Annotated in this window: 18 protein-coding genes; 12 read left to right on the top strand and 6 right to left on the bottom strand. The window is 38.4% G+C overall.

All coding sequences use genetic code 11. The features are described 5' to 3' along the window. Positions 1-187 precede the first annotated feature (187 nt). Positions 188-406 carry a hypothetical protein gene (locus tag IE867_RS12860; RefSeq protein ID WP_117004095.1) on the bottom strand — a complete coding sequence of 73 codons (219 nt, stop codon included), beginning with the start codon at positions 404-406 and terminating at the stop codon, positions 188-190. A gap of 425 nt (positions 407-831) precedes the next feature. Between IE867_RS12860 and IE867_RS12855 the strand changes: the two genes are divergently transcribed. The 10 genes from IE867_RS12855 to IE867_RS12810 all read left to right on the top strand — a co-directional run bounded on the left by IE867_RS12855 (position 832) and on the right by IE867_RS12810 (position 12,793). Beyond that, positions 832-1,749, top strand: a complete 918-nt coding sequence (locus IE867_RS12855) for an NAD-dependent epimerase/dehydratase family protein (RefSeq protein ID WP_225630065.1) — start codon at positions 832-834, stop codon at positions 1,747-1,749. Then, positions 1,750-3,138 carry a glycosyltransferase gene (locus IE867_RS12850; RefSeq protein ID WP_192485116.1) on the top strand — a complete coding sequence of 463 codons (1,389 nt, stop codon included), beginning with the start codon at positions 1,750-1,752 and terminating at the stop codon, positions 3,136-3,138. Positions 3,139-3,140: 2 nt separating this feature from the next. Further along, positions 3,141-4,175 carry a radical SAM protein gene (locus IE867_RS12845; protein WP_192485115.1) on the top strand — a complete coding sequence of 345 codons (1,035 nt, stop codon included), beginning with the start codon at positions 3,141-3,143 and terminating at the stop codon, positions 4,173-4,175. A 20-nt stretch (positions 4,176-4,195) separates the two neighbouring features. Next, positions 4,196-5,932, top strand: coding sequence for a methyltransferase (locus IE867_RS12840; RefSeq protein ID WP_192485114.1), 1,737 nt, complete (start codon positions 4,196-4,198; stop codon positions 5,930-5,932). Then, positions 5,919-6,962: a phytanoyl-CoA dioxygenase family protein gene (locus IE867_RS12835; protein WP_192485113.1), complete on the top strand. Its 1,044-nt coding sequence runs from the start codon at positions 5,919-5,921 to the stop codon at positions 6,960-6,962. The genes IE867_RS12840 and IE867_RS12835 overlap by 14 nt, the downstream gene beginning before the upstream one ends. 22 nt (positions 6,963-6,984) lie before the next feature. Then, a complete protein-coding gene (locus IE867_RS12830) occupies positions 6,985-8,925 on the top strand; it encodes an ABC transporter ATP-binding protein (RefSeq protein WP_192485112.1) in 1,941 nt (646 codons plus the stop codon). Beyond that, positions 8,925-10,184 (top strand): PLP-dependent aminotransferase family protein, encoded by a 1,260-nt coding sequence (locus IE867_RS12825; RefSeq protein WP_192485111.1) that lies wholly within the window; start codon positions 8,925-8,927, stop codon positions 10,182-10,184. The genes IE867_RS12830 and IE867_RS12825 overlap by 1 nt, the downstream gene beginning before the upstream one ends. A 111-nt stretch (positions 10,185-10,295) precedes the next feature. After that, positions 10,296-11,333, top strand: a complete 1,038-nt coding sequence (locus tag IE867_RS12820) for a threonine aldolase family protein (protein WP_192485110.1) — start codon at positions 10,296-10,298, stop codon at positions 11,331-11,333. 377 nt (positions 11,334-11,710) lie between these two features. Continuing rightward, on the top strand, positions 11,711-12,181 hold the full coding sequence (locus tag IE867_RS12815; RefSeq protein WP_192485109.1) for a hypothetical protein: 471 nt from the start codon (positions 11,711-11,713) through the stop codon (positions 12,179-12,181). A 120-nt stretch (positions 12,182-12,301) separates the two neighbouring features. After that, positions 12,302-12,793, top strand: a complete 492-nt coding sequence (locus IE867_RS12810; RefSeq protein ID WP_192485108.1) for a hypothetical protein — start codon at positions 12,302-12,304, stop codon at positions 12,791-12,793. Here the strand turns inward: IE867_RS12810 and tnpA are convergent. Next, on the bottom strand, positions 12,783-13,175 hold the full coding sequence (gene tnpA, locus IE867_RS12805; protein WP_192485107.1) for an IS200/IS605 family transposase: 393 nt from the start codon (positions 13,173-13,175) through the stop codon (positions 12,783-12,785). The genes IE867_RS12810 and tnpA overlap by 11 nt on opposite strands. Positions 13,176-13,219: 44 nt before the next feature. On the opposite strand from tnpA, the gene IE867_RS12800 reads away from it, so the two are divergent. Both IE867_RS12800 and IE867_RS12795 read left to right on the top strand, forming a co-directional pair. Continuing rightward, positions 13,220-15,973, top strand: coding sequence for a DEAD/DEAH box helicase (locus tag IE867_RS12800; protein ID WP_192485106.1), 2,754 nt, complete (start codon positions 13,220-13,222; stop codon positions 15,971-15,973). Then, entirely contained in the window at positions 15,960-16,787 is an 828-nt protein-coding gene (locus IE867_RS12795) for an SWIM zinc finger family protein (protein WP_192485105.1), read from the top strand. The genes IE867_RS12800 and IE867_RS12795 overlap by 14 nt, the downstream gene beginning before the upstream one ends. A gap of 198 nt (positions 16,788-16,985) precedes the next feature. Here IE867_RS12795 and IE867_RS12790 read toward each other — a convergent pair whose 3' ends face one another. Genes IE867_RS12790 through IE867_RS12775 form a run of 4 tightly spaced genes read right to left on the bottom strand, consistent with a single transcriptional unit; the run spans position 16,986 to position 18,822 of the window. After that, the gene (locus IE867_RS12790; RefSeq protein WP_192485104.1) at positions 16,986-17,918 is read right to left on the bottom strand and encodes an Rpn family recombination-promoting nuclease/putative transposase; all 933 of its coding nucleotides are present in this window, start codon (positions 17,916-17,918) and stop codon (positions 16,986-16,988) included. 9 nt (positions 17,919-17,927) lie between these two features. Next, positions 17,928-18,047, bottom strand: a complete 120-nt coding sequence (locus IE867_RS15040) for a hypothetical protein (protein WP_404826265.1) — start codon at positions 18,045-18,047, stop codon at positions 17,928-17,930. 42 nt (positions 18,048-18,089) lie between these two features. Next, a complete protein-coding gene (locus tag IE867_RS12780; protein WP_192485103.1) occupies positions 18,090-18,263 on the bottom strand; it encodes a hypothetical protein in 174 nt (57 codons plus the stop codon). A gap of 10 nt (positions 18,264-18,273) precedes the next feature. Then, on the bottom strand, positions 18,274-18,822 hold the full coding sequence (locus IE867_RS12775; RefSeq protein ID WP_192485102.1) for a hypothetical protein: 549 nt from the start codon (positions 18,820-18,822) through the stop codon (positions 18,274-18,276). Between the last annotated feature and the right edge of the window lie 347 nt (positions 18,823-19,169).

Below are 19,169 nucleotides of genomic sequence, written 5' to 3'. Positions count from 1 at the left end.
GTATACTCAAAGTTATCTCTGTCAGAGGCGCAAGATAGTTATGATGATAATATTAAAGATTTCCCCATATGATAGGCTCAACTTCACCTCTCAGCGAACGATCCTTAGTACCAGGCCATTAAATGACGTATTGGCATATATTTCATCAACCGCTAAATCTAAGTTACTGTTAAAAATACGCATCGCCTTACCCTCTTGTGACGTGATTGATCGCTAACACTGCATTGACTACATGCACCGCTTGCTCATGGTTGTTTTTTATTTTTTTTATGTTTTTTATTTCTTGTAAACGCTTTGGTGTCTTTTTATCGGCAGGTGCTGCTTGGTCTTTCTCAACCGCCCGTACATAGTTAAAAAAGTCAAACCATGCATCATTGTCAGGTTGATTGGTTATTAAGCTTCTCATTGTTCTAACTCCTTATATCTTTTTTTATTCGGTTTGTGTGTGTTCACAACCTTTTTGCAACAAGCCATTTAGAAATGCCTGTCAAGGGCGCGTAGCGTGCCATTTACCCTTGACAGGTATTTCGGGCTTGTTAAAAAAGAAATTAAAACTAGGCTGTCAATCACGTAGTGATTGACTCATTGATAAGCAAAGCCTGATGGCTTGGAATAAATTTTCTGCAATGTAATTGCGTCCCACCAAAACTAATATAATTTTAGTGCTAGCCAAAGCAAAAATATTACATACTGATTCATTTAGTTATATCTTCTTGATTTATTTATACTCCCCTAAATCATAGAATCCCGCTATAGCTCTTTTGCATCAAGGTTCTATTGTGGTTTCACCTATTTTATGAATGAATATTAAGGATATTACACTTGACAATTATGATAACAGGATCGCGTGGAGCGATTGGCAGGAGGCTGAAAACAGCTCTAGTCAAATCAGGTGAATGTGTTTTCGGTTATGATCATGGCTATGACCCTGATCATGTAGAATATGGTGATATCAATGATCAACATTTACTGAGAGATAAACTATGCGATATGAAAGTCGAAGGGATTATACATCTTGCAGCAGTATCCCGTGTTCAGCTTAGCCAAAGTGACGAACAGCGGTGCTTTTGTGTTAATGTTGAGGGCTCTAGAAACGTTTTTAATGGTGCCTATCAAAGTCAACTGAAACCTTGGGTAATATACGCCAGCACACGTGAGGTGTATGGACAGCAAGAACACTTTCCCGTTAAAGAAGATGCAAGCTTAATTCCCTGTAATGTTTATGGAAAATCGAAACTTAAAGCAGAAGAAATTGCTGCTGTTTATCAACGTGCAGGTTTAAGCATAACTGTGATGCGCTTATCTGCCGTTTATGGTGCCATTAAACATTATCAGGAAAACAAAGTAGTTACAGCGCTAACACGTCAGGCATTACTCGGTAGAGATCTCGAGATTAATGGGGCGCACAATATATTTGATTTTATTCATGTTGATGATGTTATTCGCGCTATTGGTCTTGCTATTGAACGTTGCCGACTACAAAAAAAAGGGTTACCTCCTATCAATGTATGCTCAGGCATTGGAACCTCTTTAGAGCAACTTGCTCAAACTATTTTAAGTAGGATAAACAGCAACAGCAGAATTATTAGAAAAAATGCTGATAGCTCATTTGCTTCACGCTTTATAGGTTGTCCTAAGCTTGCTTCAGACTTAATGGGTTGGCAGCCATTAATTTCACTAGAAGAAGGTATTCAACAGTTCATTGAAATGCTTTCATCCAATCATCATTTACTTAAAGAGGCTGTATAAGTGAAAATTCTTAAGGTTATTCATGGTTATCCACCAACTTATAATGCGGGATCTGAGGTATATAGTCAGACATTGTGTCATGCTTTAGCAGATGCGGGACATCAAGTCGATGTCATTACCAGAGAGGAGAATCCATTTGCTAAAGATTTTAGCTATAGACAATCATTTGATGTTAATCATCCAAACATCAGATTGCATATAATCAATCTATTACTTGAAAGAGTACGTTATGCTTATAACTGTGATGAAGTGAATGTCGTTTGCCAACAAATTATCAATTCACTGCGTCCCGACATTGTGCACATTGGTCACTTAAATCATTTATCGATCGGTATCGTCACTGTGGTTAAGTCATTTAATATTCCAGTGATTTACACTATTCATGATTTTTGGCTGATGTGCCCACGTGGTCAATTTATTCAAAGAAACTCACCAACACCATGGCAACTATGTGATGGTCAGGATGACTTAAAATGTGCAACAAAGTGTTATTCTGGGTATTATTCTGGTACTCGAACGGACTATGATGTTGATAGTGATTTCTGGCGCCAATGGATTAGTCGTAGAATGTCATCAGTTAGAAATGTTTGTGATAAAATTGACTTGTTTATTGCACCATCACAAGCGTTAATCAAGCGATACGTTGACGAGTTTGGACTGCCTGAACGTAAAATTGCTTATATTGACTATGGCTTTGATATCCAGCGACTAAAGCTCAGAAAAAGGCGGCAAGAATCAGTATTTGTTTTTGGTTATATTGGCACGCATATTCCTGCAAAAGGAATTGATCTTCTCATTCGCGCATTTGCTGAAGTGGTCAAAAATCATCAGGCAGTTAAGCTCAGAATTTGGGGAAGGCCACGGGATCAGAATACTAAAGCACTCAAGAAATTAGCGCAAGATCTGAAGGTATCATCAGAGCAGTTGATTGAGTGGATGCCAGAATATGCCAATCATAAATTAATGGATGAGGTATTTAACGAAGTTGATGTCATTGTCGTTCCCTCTATTTGGCAGGAAAATTCGCCGTTGGTGATTCATGAAGCCTTACAGGCGCGCGTTGGTGTTATTACCGCTGATTTTGGTGGCATGGGTGAATACATTAAGCACCGTCAAAATGGTTGGGTATTTCAGCATAGAAGCCATCAAAGTTTAGCCGATGTGATGCATGAAGTGCTTACCACAAATCCTGCGTCTTATCAAAGCATCGTCGATCGCGGCTATTTACTGAGTGAAGATGGTCATGTGATTGATATTGCTGATCAGGCGGTTTCCTTTACGCATTTGTATCAATCGTTGATTCATCAAAATTTATCCAACAAATCTGATAACAGTAAAAGTAGTAAAAGTAGTGAAAATAATAAAAAAGAGAATTTACAAGGTGTCTAGTCATGAATAATCATAACCTTTGGCGTGTAACAATTGATACAAATCCAGATGATTGCAATCTCTCATGTATTATGTGTGAAGATCATTCACCTTACAGCAATACCCAAAAAGACAGGATTCGTAACAGACTCCCTAAGCGCAGGATGCCATTTGAGCTTGTTGAGAAGGTTTTTGCAGAGGCTAAAGCACTCGGTGTTAAAGAGATTATCCCATCGACGATGGGAGAGCCATTGATATATCCTCATTTTGAGCGCATCATCGCATTATGTCATCAGCATCAACTGAAGCTCAATCTGACAACCAATGGTACATTTCCCAAAAAAGGGGTTGATGAGTGGGCAAAGTTAATTATTCCCATTGGCTCCGATGTTAAGATTTCTTGGAATGGTGCAACAAAAGCAACACAAGAGAAGATTATGCTTAAAACCAAGTGGGAAAAGGTTTTATCAAATCTTAAAACATTTATTCGTATTAGAGATGAAATTGCTGCTGCTGGTGGTAACTATTGCAGCGTTACTTTGCAGTTAACTTTTATGGAAGAAAACCTTAACGAGCTCGATAAAATTGTCGAATTAGGTGTATCCCTTGGGGTTGATCGTATCAAAGGACATCAATTATGGACGCATAATTTTCCGATGTTACAAAAGCAATCCTTGCGCAAAGATAGTGATGCAATAGCACGTTGGAATATTGCCGTTGAGAAGGCGCAAGTACTATCAAAACGTCAGGCGTTACCTAATGGTAAGTATATAAAACTGGTTAACTTTGATCATCTTGAAGATTCAGCGGTTAACAATCTCTCACCAAGTGGTGTATGCCCTTTTTTAGGTAAGGAGGCATGGATTGCATCAGATGGTCGTTTTAATCCATGCTGTGCACCGGAGAAAGAAAGACGTGCATTGGGAGATTTCGGTAATCTTCATGTCAATTCGCTGAATGAAATTTTTAACTGTGACGCGTATAAGAAGTTATGCCAAAATTATATGCAACACACGGTATGTCAGAAATGTAACATGCGCCAAGTGCCAGTTGCTTAGTATCATCGGTGGTATTGATCATGCAAAATAATTATAAACACATTAAGGTATCGGCATGCGCTACCTATCATCAGTTAGCTGGACAGCCGATAACTGACAAAACCTATCATTGGGTGATGAAATTTCATTTTCCAGGATTTGCTCCTGTTGCTGATGACAGTGGTAGTTATCACATTGATATTGATGGACAACCAGCCTATGAACATAGGTATCAAAAGGTATATGGTTTTTATGATGAATGTGCTGCTGTTGTTGATCACAATGATCGATGGTTCCATGTCAATACCGAGGGTAATCCAGTATACATAGGCAATTATCATTGGTGTGGTAATTTTCAGGAGGATTCTTGTGTCACGCAGTCAGAAAATGGCTTTCAACACATTTCAAAATCCGGAGATTCTCTTTATGCCGCTTATTATGATTATGTTGGTGACTATAAAGATGGTGTTGCAGTTGCTATCAGCAATGGACGTTTTTTTCACATTGATATCAACGGCTGTAGAATAAATAATGTAGATTATCTTTTTTTAGATGTTTTTCATAAAGGCTTTGCGCGTGCCCAAGATGATCAAGGCTGGTTTCATATTAATAAGCAAGGAATCGCAGTATATAAAGATAGATATAAATATGTTGAGCCTTATTACAATGGTATGGCGTTTGTTCAAACGTTTGATCAGCAGTTTGTACGCATCAATGAAAAAGGTGAAGTGATTGATATCATAACCACAAAGGACTCAGATGGTGTTGCTGAGCTTTCGTCAAAAATGGTGTCTTTCTGGTCAATTTATGTTATTTCAACGGCATTATCTGTTGGTATTTTTGAAGGACTATCTCACGGCAAAATGCACATTGATCAATTAATCAAAGCATTAAAAACAGCGAGTGCTCACCACTCAGATAAATTATTAGATGCGTCATCGCAGAAAGGAATCATTGATGAACAAAACCTTTTAAGATTGCTGCGAGGCTTATGGGAAATTAACCTTGTTCATTATGACAAGACAATGTGGCAACTGACAGATTTAGGAATATTATTTGTCAACTCACCTGATCATTTTATGGTGGATGCTTCACAAATGTGGCTTGCGGTTATGCAACAATGGCAAACTCAACCTTTATTAACCCTGCTTAAGCAAAAACCTGTACATCATCGATGCTTCAAAGATAATGCCAATATTGAAGATTTGCGTATTTATCATCGAACATTGATAGGTTATGCGCGCCGTGATTTTGCAACAATATCCGATCATGTTATATTTGCTCAGAATACATCCATACTGGTAGCAGGGACTTGCGCACGAGTAATTATTCCACATTTAGCAAGTAAATACCCTGAGTGCCATTTTACTTATTATGATAATAAGGCGCGACTACGTGACTTTGAACCTTGGCAAAATCTGAAAAACGTAAGCGTTGCTGATTTTGATTTATTATCGCCATGGCATGATAAATATGATTATCTTATTTTTCCAAGATATCTACACTATTGGTCAGATCGTGAGATGCCTTCATTACTTGATCATGCCAGTAAAGCACTTAATCGTCATGGTAAATTGATTGTACTTGAGATGTTAATTGATGAAGATACCCCACAGGGTAGCTTACTGGATCTTAATATGATGATTGAAACAGGTGGAAGACTTCGCAGTAGACAAATGTGGGAGCATCTTATGCAATCATCTGCTTTGGTGTTAACAAAACATGTATCGCTTAAAAGTTACTTATCGATGCTGGAGTTTAGCCATGTTAACAACTGATGCAGAAATACTGACAAATGGTGTTGATTTCTTGCCAGAACTGATTAATGCTAAAACACTTATGGTGCCGATAGAAGCAATGCATATGCATATCGATTGTTGTGCTAGAGAGATGAATTGCTCACGCTCACATTATTTATCGAGTGTGAGTAGATGGGCAGCTCCTTCCGCCATTATCGAGCCATTTACTGATGTCATCAAATCGCTTCATAAGAAGCTTGAAAGTTACTTAAATCAATCTATTAAGTTAACAAAGACCAATGTGATCTGCAAAAATGAATATGCTTGCGATGCTATCCCATTTCATCAGGATATTGCATATCACACAAATCCAAAGGAATATTACAGCTTTACGTGTTGGTTATCATTGTCAACAATCACAACGCAAGATGGACCGTTGTTGTGTTTGCCCGAGCCATCAACTGGCGTCATTGAACCTGCAGTTGACTTTTGGGGTATTGATTTCATTGACCAAAAAGCCTTAGATAAAAACTTTGTTGAGAAAGTCGTTTCTTATCCATGTAATATCGGTGATGCAGTTCTCTTTAATGCATACATCTGGCATGGTAGCCCGCAGAGTCAAACCAAACATGATCGATATGCCCTCGTTACAAGATGGCTCATTGAGGAGGATGTGCCTTCGCATGTTAATATCCCCAACCCTGTTTCTGGTAAATTTGGTATGTGGTGCTGTCATAATGAGACGATTAAAATTTTGAGTACGTTGTTAGATTTATTTAGCATGAGTAATAGGCATGACAGTATCGAATTGATGATTGACAAGGTCATACTCATATTACCTGAGCTAAACTGGGTTGTGAATATGAAAGCTGCCGAATATGCATTACAGCGTTTAAAGACATTGCATATGGCATCAAAACTGCACAATGCAGGTGATTCACAGGGCGTAGTGTATAAGACATTATGGCATAGTCTACTCAAAGATTCTCAACAACAGATAGTCAAGATGACTAGACAAGATCAACAAAACCCAGTCGTCATTCGATGCCCAGATACAGCCATTGCATAACAGTTTGAAAAATATAGGGCATATGCAAAATATTCCAGAGATAAAAGAGATAAAAGAGATAAAAGAGATAAAAGAAGTCAAAGGAAAGCAAGAAATGCAAAGACGATATACTACCTCGCCGATGAAATTTATCCTGTTATTTGCTACCAAGCAGCAATCGATCTTTATTTGCCAGACATTACTTTGTCTTGTATGGTCTTTAAAGGAGTCAATGTTCCCTTATTTTCTGAAGAAAGCAGTTGATAATGTGTATGCTAATCCAACAGAGATAATGGTACTCGTTTATCCTTTAGGTTGGCTAGTTATCATATGGGTTGCGATGGAATGTGCCATGCGTATACAGGGTATGTTAAGTATTTACGCATTTCCAAGGTTCCGTCAATCAATACGTACTTATCTTTTTACCCAAATATGTCATGTAAAATACACACAATTTATAAAAAATCATGTTGGTGAATATACCGAACATATCAATAATACGCCCTCTGCATGCCATCGTGTACTTGAGATAGTTATACTTCATTTTGTTTCTATTTTTGGTGCACTCATCGTTGCCATCATTCTTCTTTTTGGCGTACATATTTGTTTTGCAATCGCCTTATTACTATGGGTTAGTGTACACTTGTCGATTGTCAAATTAATCAACCCTCAAATAGCGCATTATGGCGATCTTCATGCACAAAGCGTTACAAAGCTATCTGGGCAAGTTAATGATGTGTTTACAAATTTTCTACCAATGAAATGGTATCGAAAAGAGCACTATGAAATTGAGCGTTTTGAAAACAATCAACTGCATGAAGTTGAAAATGCTTATTTAGCACAAAGGTGTTTTGAAAAAATGCGTTTATATCAGAGTATGAGTGCTATTTTATATATGACTGTTATGGCATTATTGATGCTTTGGTTATGGTCACAACAGTTAATATCAATAGGCGATTTACTGTTGGTGCCAATGTTATCATTTAGCTCAGTAGGAATGATATGGTGGTTAACGCAAGAGTTGAGCATGCTCTATCGTGAGCTAAACCGTATTCGATTTTCACTCCAATTTGTTAATAGTCTCACAGCAATGGCTGATCGTAAAGAAGAGCAAAAAGTTAATGTCAAAAATAATAAAGATAATAGAGACAATGGAAACAATGAAAGTAATAAAAATGAAGCGTTAAAAGACTTACAGGTTAAACTCACGATCGGTAATGATGACATTGCTGTTAATCACGCTTCAATAGCATGCGTTGATGTATCTTTCAATTACCAAGATAAAGCGATACTTAAAAACTTCAATTTGCAACTAGAGAAACAATGTCATCTTGCGATTGTTGGTATGTCGGGTTCTGGTAAATCAACGTTGATTAAACTGATCACTGGGATATTGCAACCACAGAAGGGTAAGATTTATCTTAATGGAAACGATATCAGCACACTTGAGTCATCTTTGATTGGACGCTTGATTGCCGTTGTACCGCAAGAGCCGATTCTGTTTAATCGTAGTATTTTTGACAACATCCACTATGGTCGTTTATCTGCTAGCCCTGATGAAGTTTTTAATGCAGCAAAATTAGCATTATGTGATCAGTTTATTGAATGTTTTGATTCGCAGTATCATACCATAGTCGGCGAGGGTGGTGTGCAACTTTCAATTGGGCAAAAGCAACGTATTATGATTGCCAGAGCAATTTTATCAAAGGCAAAAATTGTGATTTTAGATGAACCAACGGCAAGCCTTGATGTAATGACAGAAACGCTTTTGATCAAGACACTCAAAGTTGCCTTAAAAGACAAGATAGTCTTGTTGATATCACATCGCATCAATGCCTTAGGACTGGTAGATAGCATCATGGTTTTAAACGCAGGAGAAGTAGTTGAGACAGGATCTTTAGAGCAACTTCACCACAGTAAAGGCGTGTTTTATCAGATGTTTGGTCAAGGACAAGAGAGTAGCTTTAGTGATGAGAGTGTTTGATGGAAGCGCTAGAACAGTTAAATGACTTTTTAAAAGAAGATTGTACTTGCAGGTCATCGATACTTAATTTAAATGCCTCAGAGAATCATATGAGTCTGAGTGCTAAAAAGATACTGACCTCAACTGCTTATGATTGTTATGATTTTCCACCATGCGCGGGTGAGATATTTGGCGCATGGCATTTTAATGAAGCGTGCCATCATGCCAAACTTAGTGCATTTATTGCCGACCAGACACAATATTTTTTGGGCACCAGACGCGTTGATTTTCGCCCACGAGGAGGGCAGGCAGCAGAGATATCTATATTACTTGGTTTGGCAAATAGTGGTGATCATGTTTTTTATGTGTCAGAGCATTGCGGTGGACATTTTGGATTAAATTATATTGCGAGTAAATGCGGTATTTCAATGCATGATATTGTTTTTGACCAGCATACACATTTGATTGATATTGAACGGACATTAACGATGATGTCTAACGTTTGGCAAGCAAGTTCAAATAAATTAATGCTCGTTAATCAGAGCTTTATTGTGCAGTCTCAGCCTTGGGAAAAAATTGTCTCGGCTTTTAAAGCACAATATCCAAATATGGTGATTAGTTGCGATATCTCTCATTTATTGGGTCTGATTATCGGACAGCAACTTGCAAACCCTTTGCGTTATGGTGTTGATATTATTCATGGCAGTACACACAAAACGTTCCCAGGCCCTCAAAAGGCAATCATTGCGTTTCATTGTGATTTTAATCACGATGATGAAGCTAAAATTAGGCATAGTATTTCACCTGGATTGCAATCAAACTCAGGTACCGCGGAAATGATGGCTTTGGCTTATGTGTTTTGTGAAATGAGAGTTCATGCTATCGCTTACGCTAAAAGTGTTTGTGAACATGCACAAATCATGGCAAAGCATTTAATTAATGAGAGGATCAATGTTTGCGGCTGTCAATTTAACTATACCCAAACACATCAGCTGTGGTTGCCAATGACATCGGAGGGTGATGCTTGGAACGTCTTTGCTCGATTACATCAAACAGGCATTCGTGTTCTACCTGCATGGTTGCCGTTTGAAAATAGCTGGGGCATTCGATTGGGAACCAATGCCCTAACAAGACGAGGATTGATCGCCGAAGATTTTTTAACAACTGCACATTGGATTGCTGAAGTGATTAATGCCAAAACAAATATTAAAGGTTTAAGAACAAAAGTAAGTGCACTTGCAACTAAATATCCTTTAACACAATTGAAATATACGTTGTGATAACAATAGCGCTTGTAAATTATTTTATGATGTTGCGTATCTAAGGAAGTCAAGAGGTAAATAAAAGGTAAATAAGATGTTTAAAATGATTGATCATTAAGGTGAGAAAAGATGAGTAATATTCAATATGATTTGTTTAGTGATACTAATGTGAATCCCTCTGATGCTATGCGACAGATGATTAGTAAAGCAACAGTTGGTAACGAGGCAGCAGGTGAAGATCCAACAGTGAATTTGCTGTTGGCGCGGGTTTGTGAATTATTGGGAAAGCCTGCGGCAGTTTTTATGCCAACTGGAACGATGTGCAATGGTGTTGCTTATCGGACACTCTGTCAGCCTGGAGATCGAATTATTATTGACAAAAGTGCACATCCATTGAATATGGCATCGGGCTTGATTGGTGGATTAGTTGGTGCCCAACCACAAATCATCGAAGGAATACGAGGGATATTTAGTGTTGATCAATTAAAGCAGGCTATTGGGCTTAATAGCGGATATAATATTGCTAAAGCAACGGTCGTTTCGATAGAGCAAACGACAAATCTAGGTGGTGGTGCCATCTGGTCATTAGAAGCTATTAATAACATTTGCGAATATGCGCATCAAAATGGACTTAAAGTACATATGGATGGTTCAAGATTGTTAAATGCATGTACAGCAACAGGGATTAAAGCCAGTAGCTATTGTGAACATATTGACTCGGTATGGATTGATTTTGCTAAAGGTCTTGGCGCTCCGATGGGATCAGTACTTGCTGGCAGTAAAGCATTTATTGATAAAGCCTGGTTTTATAAATTCCAGCAAGGCGGTGTGATGCACCAGGCAGGATTGATGGCTGCAGGTTGTATTTATGCACTTGATCATCATATTCACCGATTGGGCGAGGATCATGCCAATGCCCACTATTTTGCAGAATGCTTAGCTAAGCATGATGACATAGAAGTCATGCCTGTTGAAACCAATATTGTCATTTTTACCCTCAAATCAAATGCTTTTGATGCCTATCAATTGCAGCAAATACTTTTGCAAAAAGGTATTAGGCTTCTCGCTTTGAATCATCGACAATTAAGGGCTATTTTTCATATGGATATACAACGTAACAGTATCGATAACATAATTGAAATCATTATCGGCACATTCACAGAATAATCATTGTCATCGTATATTAAATTAACTTACATCATATTGGGCACAGGCTTACTCTACTTATGTATCATCTAGAAGAATATCTAGTCATTTTCATAAATACCCATGTCAATCTAATTGATATGTAAAAAGGCTTACTAGAAGCACAGTTGACCGATTATATACTAGAGTTACTACATTAATTCTTTTTGATACATTTGGGATAAATCTTTTATATCTTATTCATGGCAGTATAAGAAGTAGTGGACATGTGATAATGATTCTGAATAGTCATATATATGAAAAAAAATTTGAGAATTTTTGCGGTACTGGTCATGGCATTGCTCCACCTAATTTCTGGCTACTCAAATGATCACTTAAAAAACAAAGGCGTTATACTTATGGTAAATCATTTTTCGTTTTTTGTTCCCAAGAAAGACTCGGTTTGTGCATATGAAATTATTAATCAAAAAGATGATACGTCAACACATAGTTATAACTGTCAACTGCATATCTATCATGATACAGAAGATAACACCATCGTTTTAACATATGAAATAAAAGGGCAATGGACAAGTCAATATGCGCAAGCAGATGATGGTTGGTATTGGCATATCACAGAAGTTCCTAATCCTAAAAGTAGATTAGTTTTATATGCTCCATTCTTTGCTGAGTTTAAAGACATAGGATTAAAAATGACGGTTGTTAGCAAAAGTAGCTTTAAAAATGAGCTAACCATCAATGGTGGTCTCTTAGTTATAGGCAATAAGTTACATACTTTAACGTCTGTTGCTAAGCTGTCACTAAGTACTGGTTACCCATTATTTGAGGGATCAATACAGTGGGAACCTTTTCATACGGTTTCTGTGTAACTTAAATTGCTTAGCATATGCTATGTTGATAGAATCTGCTAAGCTGTCACGTTTATATACAATGTTTTTTGGTGGCGTAAACATAGTATAGACGACTCCTATAGTTATAAGGATCATAATATGAAACTGATACATTTAGTCTGGGTTGCAAGCTCAGACACGGATAATAATGGTCATCTGAATCTATGGCTTGAATCACCTAAAGCTCTTAATAAAAAAGAGGCTTACCCCTATCAAGTAGATCAAAAAATGCTGGATGAGTTTGCTCAGATGTTTTTTAAAGATCATGTTTTTAAACAAACTAAGCTCACCATGCATTTTCCATGCAATAAAGATGATGAACCCATCCCATCACCGCTGATTGCCAATATCGCTGATATTGAAAATCGTGAGGTTGAGTCATTGGTGCCGCTAATGATTCATACACTAGAGATTCAAAATGCGCTGAGCTTTGTTAAAGATCTGAATTTTGCCAGTCATACCGCTCCCGTGGAACGGGAGGCTTGGCGGTTTTTAGCAGCCCCAAGGGCTGCCAGATTAAACGTTATTCCAAGATTTAAAACTTACCAGATTCGTCTGAACCTCGTCCGTCAATCTGCTCTTAGTTCTTAATGTACTCACGTATCTGAACCTCTTCAAAGCCTACTGTCGAAACAGCATAGCCTCTTGCCCAGAATCGCTCACCATTGAAATTACGCTGCCTTCCTCCAAATTGACGCGCAACTGCAATCGCACTTTTACCCTTGATATATCCAATTACTTCCGCAACTGAGTATTTCGGTGGTATTTTTATTAGCATGTGCACATGATCTTGAACCATATGCCCCTCCAGTATTTTACTGCTTCTTTGATTCGACAACTCATGGAATAGCGGACCAAGGTAATTGCGAATCTTGCCGTAAAGCACTTTCTTCCTATATTTTGGAACAAATACCACATGATATTTGCAGTCCCATTTCGAATGACTTAGACTTTCATAAGATGATGCTGTCATAATTTTTATTTCTCCTGTGTGACCGCCAAGCCCACAGGTATATTATGACAGCATCCCAAACTAAATCTAAAGGCAAAGCCTTGAAAGTCTCACTGGTCAAACCAGTGGCTTACCTATCCAAGAGTTATTACTTTGACGATAATGTTCAGCTTGCTGATGATGCCAGATTCTGGATTGCCGTAGTACGTGAGTTATCGACATTAATTAAACATGACCAGTATATTCCTTATATCACTGCGTTAAAACAGCGCACTAAACTCAATTTTACGATGAAATGGCAACCACTTAGTGATGAATACAATCGTCATATTAAGCATATGGGACAGCTGATGCCTTACGCAGCTTGCGCCTCACCCTATGCCGATGGTTTAAGTGTCATTGAAAACTTTTCGGAATGTGTGCTGACTGAGTTTGTCCGTCAGACCAGCTTCCCACAGAAGCATTATAATCAAGTTGAAGGAACGATCATTGATCAGGCATTGAGCTTAAAAGATAAAGCTCATATTACAGAAGACCAGTGGCAACTTTGGAAGCAATGGTGCAATAGTCTGGCTTATGATCAGCTAGGTGCTCCTTTTAAAGTCGTGATGCGACTTGATGCCCCACAAGAAGAAGATGAAGACTGGTCACTTGCTTTTTTATTGCAGTCTAAAAATGATCTGTCATTTATGGTTGATTTTAAAACCTATCATTTGAACAAGTCACGCCAGAAATCTATGTATCAGAAGATGTTTGGCACCTCGGTTGAGCGTAGCCTACTGTTACAACTTGGCTATGCCAGCCGTTTATTTAAACCTGTTGAGCGATTGTTTGATGCTGGATTGGATACCCCTGAAATCACCTTAAGTAAAGATGAAGCCTTTCAGTTTTTAAAAGAAGACGCCTGGACACTCCACGCCTGTGGTTACAGTGTGATTGTCCCGTCATGGTGGACTAAAAAAGGTCGCTTGAAAGCAAAAGTGAAAATTAAAGCCTCTAAAAGAAAACGTGATGATCTAAAATTTGATAACCCTAAAGGCTATCTTGGCTACGACAGTCTGGTTGGATTTGATTACAGCTATGCGATAGGTGAGCATCAGGTATCTGATAAAGAATGGCAGATGCTGCTTGAGGCTAAATCTGATCTGGTGTTTTTCCGTGGACAGTGGATTGAAATTGACCCTAAAGAAATGCAACGTATGCAGAAACTCATTGAGTCTTCTGAAATTGACAGAAAAGAAGGTAGCATCAAAGATCTACTTGAAATGGCTGCGAAAGAGGATGAGTTTGATATTGATGTTGATGCAGCACTTGAAAAAATGATGGATCAACTGGTTAATAAAGATGCCATTACTGTGCTTGAGTCTCCAACGGATTTACAGGCAACCTTAAGGCCTTATCAAGTCAGGGGCTTATCATGGTTAGCCTATCTGGAATCTATTGGCATGAATCCTTGTCTTGCCGATGACATGGGTCTGGGTAAAACCATGCAGATTATTTCGCTGCTCTTGGCGCGTAGAGCCGAAACACCAGCATTACTCATAGCACCAACGTCAGTGATTGGTAACTGGGATCGAGAAATCAGCAAATTCGCACCAGAGCTTAAAACCTATATTTATCATGGTGCTAATCGCAAAGCCGACATGTTTCACAAGGCGATTGAGAATACGCATATTGTCATTACTTCCTTTGGGCTATTAAGACGAGATAAAAATGTCTTTCAATCCCAACACTGGTCGCGAATCATTGTTGATGAGGCCCAGAATATAAAAAGCCCGACAGCGGCACAGACCAAAGCACTATGTTCTTTAGAAGGACAGTCACGTATTGCTTTAACAGGAACCCCTGTTGAAAACCGACTGATGGACTTATGGTCAATATTTAATTTCCTCAATCCCGGATATCTTGGCAATAAAACTGCTTTTAGAAAAGAGTTTGAGCTACCTGTACAAAAAGACAACGATGAATATCGCACCCAGATGCTTAAAAAAATGGTTGAGCCATTTATCCTGCGTCGCGTGAAAACCGATAAAAATATCATTAAAGATTTGCCGGATAAAATCGAGCAGAAGGTGTACTGCCAGTTAACCAAAGAGCAGGCATCCATCTATCAAGCGATTGTTGATGAAACTGAGGAAAGATTAAGAACCGCCACAGGCATTGAGAAAAATGCGATTTTCGTCTCCTCACTATTGAAACTAAAACAGGCGTGTAACCATCCTGCACAGGTTTTGCAAGATGGTAGCGCTTTTACCCCTGAGCGATCCGTCAAACTGCAAAGACTATTAGATATGACCAAAGAAATCATGCTTAACGGGGAAAGTGTTTTAATTTTCAGTCAGTTTACCGAAGTCTGTCAGGAGCTTGAAAAGATTATGCGACAGCAACATGGTTATATGACTTATTATCTGCATGGTGGCACATCTCGTCCAAAACGCGAAAAAATGATTACGGAATTTCAAAATCCAGAATCACCGCCTGCGGTATTTATCCTGTCATTAAAAGCCGGTGGTGTCGGGATTACCTTAACTAAAGCCAATCATGTCATTCACTTTGATCGCTGGTGGAACCCTGCGGTTGAAAATCAAGCGACAGACAGAGCCTATCGTATCGGACAGGAAAAAACCGTGTTTGCGCATAAGTACATTACCGCAGGCACCATTGAAGAAAGCATTGATCAGATGCTTGAAGATAAGCAGCGCGTATCGGATATGATTGTTGGAAGTGATGAGTCATGGCTTGGTACACTCGATACCCGATCCTTTATGGATTTAATTAAACTTAAAAATCAGATGGTGACAGAAGATGAGTATGCATAAAACTTGGTGGGGTGAGGCATTTGTTGAATCCTTAACCGCCTTTATTGATTCCGGACGCCTTGCTCGCGGTAAGGCTTATCGAGGGGATAGTCGTATCCTGTCCTTTGAAATGACAGATAATATCGTGAAGGCAACGGTTCGCGGTAATAAAAATCCCTATTATGGCGTCTATAAAGAACCAAAATATAAAGTCACATTAAAATTCAGCAAACTGCCAATGGCACAGTGGAAAAAAGTCATTGAACGGATATGCAGTCATCCAGGCTGGCTATCCAAGCTGATGCTCAATGAGATTCCTGGCGATATTGACAATGCTTTTGAGCAAGGTGGTCTGCTACCCAAGAGCTTTAAGGACATTGATGCAGAATGCAGTTGCCCTGACTATGCCAATCCATGTAAGCATGTTGCGGGTGTCTACTATCGCATTGCCAGTATGCTTGACAGTCAACCGATGCTGCTTTTTCCACTGCACGGAATGCCGATTGATGCTTTACAGAAAGAGTTACGCAATAATGAGCTTGGCAGAGCATTTGCTGAACATCTAGCGCAGCCTGAAGATATTGAAATGGTCATTGAGAAACATCGATTTGCACCCGTTAAGCAGCAGCATGGCATTAAAATGAACGCTGCGCGCTTCTGGAGTATGCCTGCCATAACAATTGCAAAAGATGAGAACTTTGAGCCAATCAGTGCCTCAATCATCAAAAAGCAGGGAGATTATCCACCTTTCTGGCAGCGACAAAATTCATTTGTTGGTGCAATGGAAAATATTTATGAGCATTTGCGTCATAAAAATCGTAAAATTCTACTTTAACATACTTTCTTAGCACATAAGAAGATATCAATCATTGTCAGTCTTTTAGTGATCGGTCATCTAATCACCTCAAACAATCTAAACCAACGACAGCGTAAGCATAACATTAAATAACGATAACCTTGTTTGTGGCTCGCGATACAAATACGCTTCACCAAATCCTTGGCACATTTGCATCGGTCAACTTCATGGAATGGATTAGTGTTGTGTTTTGCTATCCACTTCTTTTTTAAGCTTAAGCACCGTATCAAGGTCGAGGCTAGTGTACTTGCCAACCATATCAACAGATAAACCATCAGCTAGCATAGTACGTGCCGTTTCCTGTTTACCTTTCAATAGCCCCTGCTGTTGCGCCTTTTCTTCCCATTGCTGTCTTAGAGTCATAATATCAACCCCTGTTAAGTTGTCTAATTTCTTTAACGTCTCACTTGCTACATACTCTGAATCTAAATCCAAACTCATCAACAAATTAACAAACGCTTTCTTAAAATCTTTACCATCAAAATAATTAGCAAGTTCAGGGTGTGATTCCAATAACTCTACTAATCTCTTGGCAAGTTCTTTATCTCTTGCGTATTTTAGCACCAATTCAAAGAAAAACCTAAACCCTTGTTTGGCAATTTCATCATCACTCATCACAGTTAGGTCAATTAGTCTTATATCATTAAAAGCATATTTTTGCGCTAATGTTTTGCTCTCGAAACAATCAAAAATACTAACGCTATGCGGGTACTTTTCCTTTGTACCATGATAAAGCAAAATCGGCATAACAATAGGTAACCTGTCATTGCCCTTGGATAAGTGCTTTTCCATTATCCTTATCACGTACTTATGGAATCTAAAAGGCAAAAGGTCATGCCCCTTTAAACCGCTCTCATGCTCTATCAAAAAATAGATATAGGCTTTTTTGCCCTTAATCGGAATACTCCAAAGCACATCGCTAATTAACTTTCTAAGTTCAGGATCAATATGCTCACTGGGTTCAAGTTGCATTTTGTCAGACTCGGCAAGATTAGATAACTCTTGCGGTAATATTTGCCTAATCAATTCCTCGGCAATGTCTCGTTGCTCAAGGTTGAATTTAACAAATTCATCGTACTTGGGTTTGTTAAGGTCTTTTTTCTTTGTCACTGTAACACCCTATTCATTATCACTAAAATACTCATCAATCCCCTTTTGCACCAACTGATAATCAAAACCTTTACCTAGCAGATATTTTAACAGCTTTTGCTTCTTGTCATAATCCGTTTTGCCTTTGATTAATGGATACTTAGCACTAATTCTGCGTAGGACATTATTAAGCTACTGCGCCTCGTCGACAATAACTAACTTATCAATCATGCTTTGTGGTATGGCTTTCTTTTTAAGCTTATCAATCAATGCCCCCGTTGATATATCTTGATTACTTTCAATGATACGCCTTGCTTTGTTTTCCAGTAGGATATTATCGGTAATGTTGGCGTTGTCTAGGCTCATTTCTCAAACCTTACTTGATTGGAACAACTTTATTATCCAATGCTTTTAAATTCATGTGTACATGGTCACATAATGAGTCAAGAATATTATGCACATCACCTAAGCCGCGAAACTTTTGATTTAACAAATTAGCAAGTAAACATTCAACTCCTCTTAATAACATTTCTGGCTTGCGCATTGTTTCAGGTAACTCATGAATCGAGCTAAACAGTGTTGTTGACAACTCTTGACCTAAATAGTTCATGCCATTTTCAAAGTCATTTTCCCCAATATCTGAAATCGAATATTTAACACCACCTGACGCTTGCTTTTTGCGTATATTTTTAAGCCCACCTTGCTGTATGGCTGCTTCTGTCTCCTTGTACAACGCATAAGAAGCACCCTCTTGGTTTAACTCTAAAAGATCAGCTACCGTTGAAACGCACCCCGCTAATACAACCGCCATTATTGGTATAGATTTAGCCGTTTTGCTTTTACCATCATCAACTAGATTAACCATTTCACCAAGTTTTTGTAACACCTCAAATTGAAGTGCTTGAATTTGCTTTTGCTTGCTCATACCTTATGCCTTAATTTTTAAACTTCCCTAAACTCAACAACATCATTTAAACATACACCACTTTGTTTGTCATTATCTGGCGACTTAATCCATGTTGATCGATGATCTTACATTGTAATTATCCCTTGGCGTTCATAACACTGTTATTTTGTGATCAATAATCTTAAGCTATGGCTTCAGCAACTTCCTAATGCCCATTACTAAAGGACTTTTGCTAAATCACACAACATGGCCTGGTACTAAGGATCGTTCGCTGAGAGGTGAAGTTGAGCCTATCATATGGGGAAATCTTTAATATTATCATCATAACTATCTTGCGCCTCTGACAGAGATAACTTTGAGTATAC

The organism is Cysteiniphilum marinum (assembly GCF_014857925.1).
Classification (GTDB): Bacteria; Pseudomonadota; Gammaproteobacteria; order Francisellales; family Francisellaceae; genus Caedibacter; species Caedibacter marinus.
Note: the sequence above shows the minus strand (reverse complement) of the source record. Positions and strands in the feature narration are given on the sequence as shown.